Raw genomic sequence first — 14,249 nt, forward strand, 5'->3', positions numbered from 1 at the left:
AAAACACCAATTAATAGGTAATAAAACTCAAATAAAAACCAAGGTAAAACATTAACTAAATTTATTTACTCAAGGTCACATATTTGATCAATTTCGATTAACTTCCCGCCGCTTAATCTTTAATCTTCTTGCTGAAGAGACAAACTGATTCATATAAAGAAAGCGACAAAAAAGCCCCTACACGCCTTATAAATCGTCGCTCATGAAACAAGCAATCTCTTCAATGAACTTCTTAATCTTTAACTCTTTGTTTTGGTAATAAGTTTACTGAAATACCAAAGAAAAAAACCCCAAAGAAGTCCGATCGTAAATCTATAAAAACAACAATGAGCCAACCCTGACAAAACAAAGCGGGTGTTTGCCAAACCAACATAACAATAAAAGTGCGGCCTAGAGCTTCCCTCTCTAGGACCAAGTTATAACGATCATCAACGTGATTCACCGGAGAACATCATGTCCGAAAATAAACGCAGTACGATAGGCAAATTTGCCCTACTGTCTATGACCTTCGCGGCGGTATACAGCTTCAATAACATCATTAATAACAACATCGAGATCGGCCTTTCCTCGGCTCCGATGTTCTTTCTAGCAACCATCTTTTACTTTGTGCCATTTTGTTTGATCGTTGCAGAGTTTGTGTCACTGAATAAAGACTCTGAAGCGGGTGTTTACTCTTGGGTTAAAAGCTCTCTAGGCGGCCGCTGGGCGTTTATTTCAGCTTACACCTACTGGTTTGTTAACCTGTTCTTCTTCACCTCTCTGCTCCCTAGAATCATCGCTTACGCGTCGTATGCGTTCTTAGGTTTTGAGTACATATTCACGCCAATGACCACCGCAATTCTAAGTACTATTTTGTTTGCGGTCGCGACTCATATCTCGAATAACGGTGCGAAATTACTGGGCCCTATCACCTCACTAACATCATCACTGATGCTGCTGCTAACGATGTCTTACATCTTGCTATCTGGCGGTGCTTTGGTAGGCGGTATCGAGCCAGCTGACCCAATCACCATTGAAGCCATGACACCAAGCTTCAACTGGGCATTCCTTGGCGTAATCACTTGGATCTTCATGGCGGCAGGCGGTGCAGAATCGGTCGCGGTTTACGTTAACGACATCAAAGGCGGTCACAAGTCTTTCGTTAAAGTCATCATCATTGCCGGTATCTTCATCGGTGCGCTTTACTCGGTAGGATCTGTGTTAGCAAACGTGTTTGTTTCGCGTGAAGAGCTTAAATTCACAGGCGGCTCAGTTCAGGTATTTGAAGGGCTAGCAAGACACTTTGGCCTGTCTGAAATCTTGATGAACCGTTTCGTTGGTGTGGTTTCATTCACGGCGATGCTGGGCTCTCTGCTGATGTGGACGGCAACACCCGTTAAGATTTTCTTCTCTGAAATCCCTAAAGGTATCTTCGGTGAGAAAACGGTCGCTCTAAACAAACAAGGCGTTCCAGAGCGTGCGGCTTGGATTCAGTTCTTGATTGTGATTCCACTGATGTTCATTCCGACACTGGCGTCCGATACGGTTCAAGATCTGATGAGTACCATTATCAACATGACAGCTGCAGCATCGATGTTGCCACCGCTATTCATCATGATCGCGTACCTTAATTTACGTTTGAAGTTGGATCACTTACCTCGTGATTTCAGAATGGGCTCACGTATGACAGGCATTACCGTGGTCTCGATTCTGATCGGCATTTTCACTGTTGGCTTCTTTGCGTCAACCTTCCCAACAGGTGCTGACATCATGACCATCATCTTCTACAACGTGGGCGGGATTGTTATCTTCCTTGGCTACGCGTGGTGGAAGTACGGAAAATATGAAAAAAGCTTATCTCCAGAAGAGAAAAAACTAGAAGCAAAACCTGAACCGGCGAACGCTTAGTTTACCCTGCACTCTGATTTAAACTTCGGGCACTCTGACTTAAACTTCAGGCACTCACATTTGGTGAGTGCCTTTTTATTTGTCGGTACATTTCCACTAACCATCTCGATTAAATCAAAGCCATTCAAGAATCAAAACATTCGAACCAACAATCTAACCACCCATCAAACAATTCACCTCCCGAATACTTACAACCCTAGCCATACCTCTGCAAATTCAACTGAAAGTCAAAATAAAAACAAAGTAAATATTTACTAAAAATAGATCACACTTTTAAACTTAATTAATTTTAAACATCAAAATTATCATTAATATTGGTTTTGCGATCGTAAGTAACCTGACCAATACGCCTTGAAGAGCACCCCATATTAGAAGTCAGAACTGCTTGCGAACCTTCATTTATAACCCCGACACAGAAGTGATTAAAATGAAAAGTAGTTTTACTAAAAACACTCTTATTACAAGCTGTATTCTTGCTGCCTTAAGTACCACTGCCCACGCGGAAGAGTCCGCAGCAAACCACAGTGATACTCAGCCTCCTCAGACAGAAACTGAAACCCTATTTAACTTTTATGGTGAGCTTGGCCTTGGTGGTCACGTGGCACTCGAAGGTGATGATAAAGGCCGCTACGCAGACGGTACTTACATTGAAGCTGGCTTGGCTATCGAGCACGGTAATTGGTTTGGTCTTGCTTATATGGAGGGCTGGACAGTACAAGCCGATGACGAAGGCAATGCTTGGGCAACGGGCCACGGCTGGGGCGGTTTTGAAGGTGGTTTCAACCGCTTTTACGCTGGCTACCGCACAGATAACAAAACAGAATTCATGATTGGTCGTATGGACTCTTCATTAGATGACGTTCAATGGTGGGGTGACCCTACGGTTGAATACGGCTACGCGATCTCAAACACGCGAGACGTGCACCTTGGTGTGAAGATTCAAAACCTAGAAGGCAAGCTTCGCTACAGCGTTTCTTTCGCGCCAGAGTCTGACTTCTCGGAAGACGATGCTCTTGTTCACTTCGGTAAATACGACAGCTTCGCAGACCAATGGAAAGATAAGAACGCCATGGTCAATGGTTACCTTCAATACGATCTGACCGACGACTTAACCCTAATGGGTGGTGGTGAAGTTCGTAACAACGATGGTGGTGAACTATTGCTATTGGGTGCTGAGTACAAAAACTTCGCCACTCGTGTTTGGCACGATACAGATAAAGGCAACCAAGAGTCTTTCGGTAGCGAGTCTGGTATTCAAACCAGTGCATGGTACGAAGCGGCACAAGGCGTTTACCTATCTGCAGCCTACAACTACGCAAACTTTGACGGTGACAATGGCGACAAAGAAATCACCTCTTACATCAATGCTGGCGTTTGGTATGAATACGGCAACGGCGCGTTTGCGACTGCTTTCGATAGCCGCTTTGGCGTAGGCAGCGACACTGAAATCGGCGACGCTCAGGTGTTCGCAATGCAATACTTCTACTGGTAATAACAGGAATTGATCATGAAACTGAATAAATCATTCGCAGCTCTCGCTATCGGTGCAGCCCTTGTCGTTACTGGTTGTGCTTCAAACTCAATCTCTGGCTCAGGCTCTGACACAGAGCAACTGCAAGCCAACGAATTTAAGAACGTTATCGACCGTACTGGCTCACCTGAATACATGCGTGACTACGACTTCGATGACCACCAACGCTTTAACCCATTCTTCGACCTAGGTGCATGGCACGGTCATCTGCTGCCAGACAGTGCAGAAGGCATGGGCGGATTCCCAGGTACAGCACTGCTTACCGAAGAATATATCAACTTCATGGCTGATAACTTCGACCGCCTAAGCGTGTTCAAAGACGGCAAAAAAGTGGCTTTCACTATGGAAGCTTATAGCCTACCGGGCGCATTGGTTCAGACGCTAAAATCTGACGATGTGACCGTAGAAATGACGATGCGTTTTGCTTCAAACCGTACCTCTCTGCTAGAAACAAAAATCACTACCGACTCACCGGTTGAATTAGTGTGGGATGGTGAACTGCTAGAAAAGACGCACGCCAAAGAAGGCGTTGCACAAACCGACAAAACAATCGCTGAAACTTACCCTGAGTATGACCGTCAAATCGTCGCAACCGACGATGGCCTAAAGGTGACCTTCGGTAAGGTTCGTTCGACATGGGATCTACTGACTTCTGGTGAGTCTGAATACCAAGTTCACAAGTCGATTCCAACGAAAACCACGGTTGATGGTTTAGCGTTTACTTCAACGGCAAACATTGAAGCATCGACGACTATCTACACCACATACTCGCATGTTCTAACGGCAGAAGAAGCGCAAGCGGAACAGCCTGAAATCAAAAAGATCATGGCAAACCCTACCGACTTCTTAGCCGCATCAGCAGAACGTTGGGAAGGCTATCTTGAGATGGGTTTAACCAACCCGAACGCGACACCAGAGCAAGAGCGTGTTGCGGTTAAAGCGATGGAAACCCTAAACGGTAACTGGCGTGGCGCTGCAGGTGCGATGGAGTTTGACTCTGTGACACCATCCGTGACGGCGCGTTGGTTCTCGGGCAACCAAACTTGGCCTTGGGACACATGGAAGCAAGCCTACGCAATGGCTCACTTCAACCCAGATGTAGCGAAAGATAACATCCGCGCGATGTTTGCCTACCAAATTCAAGCTGACGATCCTGTTCGCCCTTGGGATGAAGGTTACGTGCCAGATCTATTGGCTTACAACCTAAGCCCAGAACGTGGCGGCGACGGCGGTAACTGGAACGAACGTAATACCAAACCAAGCCTAGCTGCATGGGCCGTGATGGAAGTCTACAAGACCACCAGCGATGAAGCTTGGCTAGAAGAGATGTATCCAAAGCTAGTGGCTTACCACGACTGGTGGCTACGCAACCGTGATAACAACGGCAACGGTGTTCCAGAATACGGCGCAGCACGCGACAAAGCACACAACACACCTGAAGGTGAAATGTACTTCACCGTGGTTCGTGGCGATAAACACGAAACAGTCGTAGGCCAAGCTGAACTGGATAAAGTGGTAGCAGAAGGCAACTACGATTACATCGAGAGCCCAGCTCAAACCGCTGCGTCTTGGGAATCAGGTCGTGATGATGCAGCAGCCTTCGGTTTCATCGATAAAGACCAGCTAGACGCGTACGTTGCTAACGGTGGCAAGCGCAGTGATTGGGATGTTGAATTCGCTCAAAACCGCGCTGAAGACGGCACTTTACTTGGCTATTCATTGCTGCAAGAGTCCGTTGACCAAGCAAGCTACATGTACAGCGATAACAAGTACCTAGCAGAAATGGCTGACATTCTAGGTAAAGACGCAGAAGCGAAAGAGTTCCGTGAAAAAGCAGAGCACCTATCGAACTACATCAACACCTGTATGTTCGACGAAGGCACTAACTTCTTCTATGACATTCGTATTGAAGACAAGCCTTTAGCCAATGGCTGCGCAGGCAAACCGATTGTCGAGCGTGGTAAAGGCCCTGAGGGTTGGTCACCACTGTTCAACGGTGCAGCAACACAAGCTCACGCTGATGCCGTGGTCTCTGTGATGAAAGATACCTCAGAGTTCAACACCTACGTTCCACTGGGCACAGCAGCGCTTTCTAGCCCAGCATTTGGCCCAGATATTTACTGGCGTGGACGTGTATGGGTAGACCAGTTCTACTTCGGCCTAAAAGGTATGGACAGCTACGGCTACCGTGACGATGCGATTGAAATGGCAGGCGCATTCTTCGACCACGCCGATGGCTTGGTACAAGACGGTCCTATCCGTGAGAACTACAACCCGCTAAACGGTGAACAACAAGGTGCTCCAAACTTCTCTTGGAGTGCTGCCCACCTATACATGTTATACAACGATTTCTTTACTGACGCAGAGTAAGTAAAAACTTATACCTGTCTTCTGAAATTCAATGAAAATCTAACCTCATAAATTTCAGACTTTGGCACTCAGTTTCTCGCTGAGTGCCTTTTTTATACCTGAAGCAAATAATCTAAAAAAAAAGTATTTAGACTATTTGGCCTACTATGATCCTTTTACTCTGTTCGTTGTACTCAGCTAACACAGGCAAGCTTTTACTCACAAAAAGCAAAGAGTGCTCTTGCTATGAAATCCCATTCAAAAATTTCATCACCCTCACTGAAATATTGAATTCTGAAGACTTATTCGAATTTTATTTATCCTTATTAGCCTTCCGGACATTAATTTGATAGTCGTTTACTAAATAATAGCTAAACTATAGTGTCGCCTACCCCTTTTTTGAGAAAACCTAAATGCCTAATGCTGATTCCACCCTAAACAAACGTATGGGAATCGTTGCGCTCACCTGGCCAATTTTTATCGAAGTTCTTTTAAGAACCGCACTCAACACCAGTGATGTATTCATGTTATCGGGATACTCGGACAAAGCCGTGTCTGCCGTTGGTGTTATTTCTCAGATATCCTTTTTCCTGATCATTGTCTCGACCATGGTCAGCAGTGGTACGGGTATTCTAATCGCGCAATACAATGGTGCTTCCCGCACTCAAGAGAGCGCTCACGTGGGTGTAGCAAGTATCATTCTGGCCATTATTGCCGGTGTGCTACTGAGTGTGATTGCCGTTCTTGTTGCTGAATATTTTATCCCGCTTTATCAACTCGAACCTCAAGTCGAACAGTACGCGCAAGAATACCTGTTCATCAGTGGTGCTCTCACCTTCAATGTAACCATAGGTGTGGTTCTCACCACTATTTTGCGCAGTCATGGCTATTCAAAGTCACCGATGGTGATCAATATGATTGCAGGTGTCATCAACGTATTCGGTAACTACTGTGCCTTATATCAACCTTTTGGTTTGCCTGTATACGGCGTGCAAGGGGTTGCGACCGCGACCGTCATTAGCCAAGTAATCGGAATGTTGATCTTGATTGGTGTGGTCAGAAGCAAAGGGATTTATCTACCAGTGAAGCAGTTTAAATCTGTGCCGAAAGCCATCTATCAAAAAATCATGAAGATCGGCTCGATGAACGCTGGAGAAGTGCTCTCTTATAACATGGCTCAGATCAGCATTACCTTCTTTGTAGTGCAGATGGGTACGTCTTCACTGGCTGCGTTTACTTACGCACAAAACATCGCTCGCCTCTCTTTTGCGTTTGCACTGGCAATTGGTCAAGGCAGCCAAATCCAAACAGGCTATTACATTGGTAAGGGTTGGATCGACGAGATTACCAAGCGCGTGCAACGTTACTTTGTGGTTGGCTTTATCGCGTCAACCGCGATCACCTGCATGGTGTATGTGTTCCGTTTCGAAATTCTCGATCTGTTCACGCAAGATCCAGAGATCATTGCGCTAACGGCGGCACTGATTGCAGGTTCCATCATTCTTGAAGCTGGACGAGTATTTAACCTTATCTTTATCTCTTGTCTAAAGGCTGCTGGCGACATTAAATTCCCGATCAAAATGGGCATTCTCAGCATGTGGGGCATTGGGGTTGCCATGAGCTATTTGCTTGGCGTGCATTGGGGTTATGGCGTATTGGGTGCTTGGATGGCAATCGCGATGGACGAGTGGTTCCGTGGAATCATCATGGCCTATCGCTGGCGAGCTAAGAAATGGACTCGATTCTCTTTTTAGGTTGTTGTTGATACGTCGAAATTTATCTCGACCAAAAGAAAAAAGCGCTAGGGGGAGCTAGCGCTTTTAAGACCAACTAAGTCCGTTTAGCCTGGTAGATTTTTAAGCTATATCATGAGGATATAACCAATTTTTTTACTTAGGTAAATCAAAAAGCCTATTCTTTACGACTGCCTTGAGTCGTAAATTAAGTATAGTCGGGTTGTGAAAAATGGAAGGAATTATTTCATTTATTTTTGTCGCAGAGACCAAGCCCAGAGTAGAAAAACAGCTCAGATGAACTAACCTTTAATCATGATTGGAAATCTTGAGGAGGGGCTATATGGATTCAGAAACGACCACCGCCAAGCCCGCGCCTCGAAAAGAACAATCAACCTTGCTAGCTTCCCTACTCCATGAATTTAGAAGAAACAAACTGATTTTATGGTACGTGGCATTCATTGCTCCGCTCACCTTAACCATCAACCTATTTGTCCCAAATAATATGAAGTATGACATCTATAGTTATATCGATGTCTTAATTACCATTTGCTATGTCACTTTTATTATCTGGGCAACGTATTATTACTGTTATTTACTGTTTAAGAGAGAAAAAAAACCGACTATACGATTCATCAAAAAAGTGAAGTCACTGCTATTTCCTATCTCGAAACCCATTTACTTTGTCTTGTTAATGCTCGCTTTGAACATCTCATTTTCGAGTTACACGTTTATCAAATCACTCATCCCGCACTTCAATCCTTACACTTTAGACCTCGCTTTTTACCACTTAGATAAGTGGTTGCACTTTGGCGTATCTCCATGGGAACTCACACACTTCTTCCTGCCAAATGCAGCTTCAACTTTGGTGATGAACTTCTTATACAACTTATGGTTTTTTCTGATGTGGGGAATGTTACTTTTTTTCATCATCTATCGAAAAGATGACCAACTTCGTAATCAGTTTATCCTGACCTTTTTGATATCTTGGTTTCTCCTAGGTAACGTCATAGCGACGCTGTTGTCGTCTGCGGGACCCGCCTACTTTCACCACTTCTATGAACAAGATCTCTATCTTAGGTTAATGGAACGTCTACAAGCGCAAGACCTCCAGTTAAAGCAAGCGAATCTATTCCCACTTTGGATGCTATCCGCGCAGGATATGCTTTGGGATAGCTATGTTACTGGCATAAGAGGCCGAGGAACGGGAATATCTGCGATGCCTAGTTTGCATGTCACTATCGCAGTGTTAATGGCAATGACAGCATTTAGGTTGAACAAAAAGCTGGGATATTTGGCGTGGGGTTATGCTTTTATTGTCCAGATCGGCTCCGTTCACTTGGCTTGGCACTATGCAATCGACGGATACTTAGGGGCGATATTAGTCGTCGCTCTTTGGCACGCTATTGGTTACTGGTTGCGAAGACGGACACCACCAATCAAAGCTCCATAAACTAGATATGTCCCACCCTTTATCACATCGGATTACGAGTTAATCTCTTCGACCCGTTACTTCTTCAACAGCCTGACTAATGGTTTTTCTCAGGTGGATACTTTTATCATCGAGTTGCTTTCCCTTGTGGTAAACAAGTTGAATGTCAAAATCAGGAACCTCTATCGGCGGGGCAACGGCTATCAGCGAGCTCTCCACATTAGGGTCAGTTCGGGCGACCAACTTAGGCACGATACACAGCAACTTCCTGCCACTTATCAGTCGTTTTACCGTCAAAAAATTACTCGATGCAATCGCCACTTTTCTCGTATAACCGAGTTCCGCTAATTTAATATCTACACCCGTTTTTAGAGAACCATTGGGGGAAACTAATGCATGCTCGACAGACACAAATGTCTCTAGCGACATCGGCAGTTCAACACCAAGCACTGAGCTATCAAGTAAGCAAACATGCTGCTCGGTGTAGAGTTGATCAATACCAAACAGCTTAGGCACCTCTCCAAAACTACCTATCGAGATATCCAGCTTTGCCTCTTCAAATACTTGCTGATAGTTGCCTCGATTAACATTAAAAAATGCGACTTGAGAGTTTGGTGAAGCTTCTTTGATCAAATCGAATATCATTGGGCCAAACATCTGCTCTGCGTAATCCGTCAACCCTATTTTCCAGCTCCCTTTGAAACTCTCGGTCTCAAAACGTTTAGATAACAGAACTTCAGACTGGATGGTATTCAGTAGCGCGTCCACTGTGCTCGATAGTTCAATGGCTCGGTCGGTCGCCTCCATCTTGCTACCTACACGCTCAAACAAAGGGTCATCAAACAACTTTCGTAGCCTTTGTAAGCTATGGCTCATCGCAGATTGGCTTACATAACAACGCTCAGCAGCCTTACTCACGCTATTTGTTTTATACAAAGCCTGCAGTGCAATCAATAAGTTAAGGTCGATCCCTTTCCAATTAAAATCAGCCATTCCAAATAACCCATTTCATTCATAGTTATAATTAAAATAATTAATTTGAATCATAGTTCAACTCCACCTAAATTACGCTAAACATTTATCTGGAATCGATCATGCTTTCAATTTTTAAAACCTTTTTCTGGCTTGGCTGGATTAGCTTCGGTGGACCAGCGGCACACATTGGCTACTTCCGTAAAACCTTTGTTGAGAAACTGAATTGGCTATCCGACGAAGAGTACGGGCAAATTGTCGCCCTCAGTCAATTTCTGCCGGGCCCAGGTTCAAGTCAGGTTGGCTTTGCGGTTGGCTACAAGAAAGGTGGACTAACAGGTGCTATTGCTGCATTTGTCGGCTTCACTTCCCCATCTGTGATTCTGATGCTGATATTGGCGTTAGTCAGCAACCAACTATTGGAAGCACCACTTTTCAATTCAATCATTCACGGGCTTAAGTTATTAGCGGTAGTGGTTGTAGCTGATGCAACCTTTGGTATGTACAAGAACTTTTGCCAATCGAAGATAGCGACCGCCTTATGTGTGATTACCGCGATTGTACTACTACTGATTCCAGGCATCTGGCCTCAAGTTTTAGTGCTTCTATTTGCAGCAATGGTTGGCAGTAAGTTCTTGACGTCTCAAGAGCTCAAAACGATACCTTCAACGCAAAAAATATCGGTAACGCCTCTGGTGATTTTTGTTGCTTTGCTGGTTGGTCTGCCTCTATTCAGTGCTTACTCTCAAGGTATTGAAGTGTTTGGCCTGTTCTACCAAGCAGGTAGCTTAGTATTCGGTGGCGGCCACGTGGTACTTCCGTTGCTACAAAATGGTATTGGTGACCAACTGTCTCAAGATGCCTTCCTAACAGGTTATGCAGCAGCACAGGCAGTACCAGGGCCTATGTTTACACTTGCGACTTACTTAGGTTATGTATTGATGCCATCGGCACCGATCACAGGCGCACTACTCGCAACGATTGCTGTGTTCTTACCGGGCTTCTTATTGCTACTCGGTATATTGAAAAACTGGCAGGCGATTGCAAGCAAACCTTTGGTGGCAGGCGCTCTTACTGGTGTGAATGCGGCGGTTGTCGGTTTATTGTTGGCAGCGCTATATCAACCGATCTTCACAAGCGCAGTAAGCAGCGGCATAGACTTCGCTCTGATCATTGTTGGTGTGTGGTTATTGAAAACAATTAAGATGCCGATTATAGGTTTAGTGGGTACCTTTATCGCCGCTGGTGCGATGCTTAACTATTTATAATTAAGCACTTAGATACCCAACTTTAGATACTAAACTGAGTTACAAATAATAGCCCCTGATCAGGAAACTCATCAGGGGCTATCTTATTTAGAATGACTTAACTTGATAGGGCGTTATATCGGGGTGCTGGCTTTCATTTCCCTTACCTCTGCCAACGCTCTATTTAGGTTCTCATTAGCAATTTTGTAGTAAGACGGCTTTTTATCGATCGCTTGTTGAAGATAAGGAATCGCTTCATCAGGTCGACCTTGGAGAATTAAAAAATACCCGACATTATTCAACGCTTCGGGAGCATCCATATGACGCATAAAAACGTTGATCGCCTTTTTCACATCGCCGGAAGCTAAGTAAATAAGGGCAAGGTTATTCTGAGCTTTCTCATTGTTAGGCTCAATCTCTAACGCCGAACGAGTGTATTGATACGCTTCTTTGTAGTTGCCATACATGTAATGGGAGTAGCCCATGTTCAACAAGGCTTTTACTGAGGTTTTATCGATAGTGAGCGACTTTTTAAAATACTCTTGAGCTATTTGATGCTTACCTTCAACATCCTCCAATACCCCAATTCCCATATAAGCGAGTGCTGGCGACATGCTATCCACCTTCAAGCCAGCAACTTCACTTTGGCTTAACGCTTGGTAATTTTTAGTCGTTTCACTGCTTTTCAAGCGAACTTGATCGGCATTAATCGCTTTAAAAAAATAACTTCGTCCTTCATCGGTGCGGCGCTGCTTGGTATATAGAACCCCAAGTTGCTCCAACACTTCAGTATGCGCCGGATTAAAATCTAGTGCCGCCAGATAGGCTTTTTCAGCGAGCGCGTAGTTGCCTCTCGATGAGTGAATTCGGCCAATCGTAAACAGCGTTTTATCGTGAAACTCTTGCTCAGGGAAAGACAGAGATCGGATGTACTCATAAAGCGCTAGATCGATATTGTTATCTCTCAGCGCCACATCACCACGCATGATCGCTTCTTTTTCACTAACCGGAGGATCGTCACTGGTTAAGGTGTCAATGGGCTTCCCCGAATACAACTCAGCATCAAACTGATTGGTTGGCTCATCAGAAGAAGCACACCCTAAAACTAATAGCGGCAGCAAAAGTAAAACCATTCTGTTCATTAGCATCATAAACCAACTCCTGGCGCACTTAATGCGTCCATAACAATCATCATCCCAGGTCCTAGGGCAACAATAAAAAAACACGGCCAAATAAATAACAACATAGGAAACAACATTTTAGTTGGTATTTTTGCTGCAATCTCTTCCGCAGCTTGTTGGCGCTTATCTCGAAAATCTTCGGTATAGTCTCGTAACGTTTGCGCTAAGCTCCCCCCCATTCTGGAGGCATGTGAGAGCAAAGAGACGAGCCCGTCTAATTCATGAAGGCCAGTCCGTTCGACAAGTTGACTCAAAGCATCTGGCATCGTGACACCCGCCTGAATTTTGGCAAAAACCGTATCCAGCTCATCGGCAAGTTCGGGCTGTGAGATGTATAACTCATTAGCAACTCGTCCCAGCGCCGCATTAAAGCCAAGGCCTGATTCAGTACAAACCACCAAAAGGTCGAGCGCGTCAGGTACCCCATTTCTAATTTTTCTCTGTCTCTCTTTTTGCATTTTACTCAATACAAAGTTGGGTAAAAACGTGCCGACAAAGATACAAGTCACAATCAATAAGTTGTTATAACTGTCACCAATCGCCAGATAAAACACCACGAACGCACAGACAAACCCGATAAGAGCGGAAAGCACTTTGATGGAATAAAAGACTGAAAGCGCACTTTTTTCATGGTATCCAGCGTGCATGAGCTTTTCTGAATAGCTTTCGTTGTCCTTTTTGTTCCCTCGCCCAATAAATGGCGTTAACGACTCCAAGGTATTCGTAAAATCATAAGACTTCCGGCTGCCCGTTTGGCTACCTCCAGAAATCTGTTTTAACTTTTTATCCAACGGTGAACGAGCGCCAACAAAAAGAAAACCAAGAGTGAGGGTAAGTAACATCGTGGTCAGCAAAATCATCCCGTAGAGTAAGGTTTGACTGCTGATCCCGAACTCAGAGAGTGCTTGTTTCCATACTTCTAAATCAAAGAATTCCATAATTTATATCTCGATATTTATTATTTTTCTTATCCACAATGCCCCAATCGCCAACAAGATCACTCCAATACTGACCATCGATATTCCTCTAGGGTCACTGTACAAAGGCTCAATGTATTCAGGGTTTACGAATTTAAGACCGAAAAACAGGGCAAACGGAGAAAGGGTCAGTATCCAAGCAGAAAGGCGACTCTCAGCTGACAGGGTTTTGATCTTTCTTTCGAGTTTAAAGCGGGCTCTTAATACCTCAGATACTTTTTGCAGATTCTCAGAGAGGTTCCCCCCTGTCTCTTTCTGCAACATGACGGCACTTGAGAAAGCCAACATCGAAACGGTCGGTGCTCGCTCTGTCATTTGCATGATCGCGAGCCTCAAGTCGTAGCCATAATTAAGCAGGTTATAGGTGTTCTTAAACTCAACACCGATCGGCTCAGGCATCTCTTCACCCACCTCATTGAAAGACTGAACCAATGGCTGCCCCGCTTGTAAGGCTCTTCGAATAATATCCAGAGCCTCTGGCAGCTGCTCTTCGAATCGAGCCATCCTGTATGTCACTCTATTTTGGACAAACAGATAAGCGACAACCCAAGCGAAGACGAAAGCGGCTACACAAATGAACCACACTTGATTAAACACTAAAGCCATTAAAGCCAATAAGGTTCCGCACAAAAATACGATGAACAAAAAGCGACTTAACGTAAGGTGGAGACCCGCTAATTCCAGCATACGTTTTAGGTCGGCAAAGAAAGGAATCACAATTAATTTTCGGTCGAGCGGTGATAGCTCTTTGTTGTAGTGCTCTTTTAAGAGCGACAAGCTCTCTTCATCAATATTTCTTTGTGTCTCTTTTAGACGGCGAGATAACTCTTTGTGTTTGGCTTTTTTCCCGGCTGCTGGCAATAACAAGGCTTGCGAAATAAACAACACCGCAACAAACAACAGGACCAGCGAGACAGTTACGTTATCCATAATCCGTTCC

General features: G+C 44.6%; 10 protein-coding genes. 6 read left to right on the plus strand and 4 right to left on the minus strand.

The features are described from left to right. Window positions 1-453 precede the first annotated feature (453 nt). The 5 genes from AB4371_RS12725 to AB4371_RS12745 all read left to right on the plus strand — a co-directional run bounded on the left by AB4371_RS12725 (window position 454) and on the right by AB4371_RS12745 (window position 8,953). Window positions 454-1,887, plus strand: a complete 1,434-nt coding sequence (locus AB4371_RS12725) for an amino acid permease (protein ID WP_017069519.1) — start codon at window positions 454-456, stop codon at window positions 1,885-1,887. A 427-nt stretch (window positions 1,888-2,314) separates the two neighbouring features. Continuing rightward, window positions 2,315-3,379, plus strand: a complete 1,065-nt coding sequence (gene ygjJ / locus AB4371_RS12730; protein WP_004734431.1) for a protein YgjJ — start codon at window positions 2,315-2,317, stop codon at window positions 3,377-3,379. Window positions 3,380-3,394: 15 nt separating this feature from the next. Next, entirely contained in the window at window positions 3,395-5,788 is a 2,394-nt protein-coding gene (ygjK, locus tag AB4371_RS12735; RefSeq protein ID WP_372057915.1) for an alpha-glucosidase, read from the plus strand. A 392-nt stretch (window positions 5,789-6,180) separates the two neighbouring features. Continuing rightward, on the plus strand, window positions 6,181-7,521 hold the full coding sequence (locus AB4371_RS12740; protein WP_017060807.1) for an MATE family efflux transporter: 1,341 nt from the start codon (window positions 6,181-6,183) through the stop codon (window positions 7,519-7,521). Window positions 7,522-7,843: 322 nt separating this feature from the next. Further along, the gene (locus AB4371_RS12745) at window positions 7,844-8,953 is read left to right on the plus strand and encodes a phosphatase PAP2 family protein (RefSeq protein WP_017063316.1); all 1,110 of its coding nucleotides are present in this window, start codon (window positions 7,844-7,846) and stop codon (window positions 8,951-8,953) included. A gap of 39 nt (window positions 8,954-8,992) precedes the next feature. Here the strand turns inward: AB4371_RS12745 and AB4371_RS12750 are convergent, their stop codons facing one another. Next, window positions 8,993-9,925, minus strand: coding sequence for a LysR family transcriptional regulator (locus AB4371_RS12750; protein ID WP_372149893.1), 933 nt, complete (start codon window positions 9,923-9,925; stop codon window positions 8,993-8,995). A 101-nt stretch (window positions 9,926-10,026) separates the two neighbouring features. Here AB4371_RS12750 and chrA point away from each other — a divergent pair, with 101 nt between their 5' ends. Then, complete coding sequence (gene chrA / locus AB4371_RS12755) at window positions 10,027-11,172, plus strand: chromate efflux transporter (protein WP_136978112.1); 1,146 nt, start codon at window positions 10,027-10,029, stop codon at window positions 11,170-11,172. 113 nt (window positions 11,173-11,285) lie between these two features. Here chrA and AB4371_RS12760 read toward each other — a convergent pair whose 3' ends face one another. From AB4371_RS12760 to AB4371_RS12770, 3 genes are read right to left on the minus strand one after another with little or no spacing between them, the layout of a single operon-like run. Continuing rightward, window positions 11,286-12,302, minus strand: coding sequence for a lipopolysaccharide assembly protein LapB (locus AB4371_RS12760; RefSeq protein WP_017063313.1), 1,017 nt, complete (start codon window positions 12,300-12,302; stop codon window positions 11,286-11,288). Beyond that, window positions 12,299-13,270: a type II secretion system F family protein gene (locus AB4371_RS12765; protein ID WP_017063312.1), complete on the minus strand. Its 972-nt coding sequence runs from the start codon at window positions 13,268-13,270 to the stop codon at window positions 12,299-12,301. The genes AB4371_RS12760 and AB4371_RS12765 overlap by 4 nt, the downstream gene beginning before the upstream one ends. Before the next feature lie 3 nt (window positions 13,271-13,273). Then, window positions 13,274-14,239: a type II secretion system F family protein gene (locus AB4371_RS12770; protein WP_017063311.1), complete on the minus strand. Its 966-nt coding sequence runs from the start codon at window positions 14,237-14,239 to the stop codon at window positions 13,274-13,276. Between the last annotated feature and the right edge of the window lie 10 nt (window positions 14,240-14,249).

Source organism: Vibrio sp. 10N.261.51.A3 (genome assembly GCF_041471965.1).
GTDB classification, from domain to species: Bacteria; Pseudomonadota; Gammaproteobacteria; order Enterobacterales; family Vibrionaceae; genus Vibrio; species Vibrio crassostreae_C.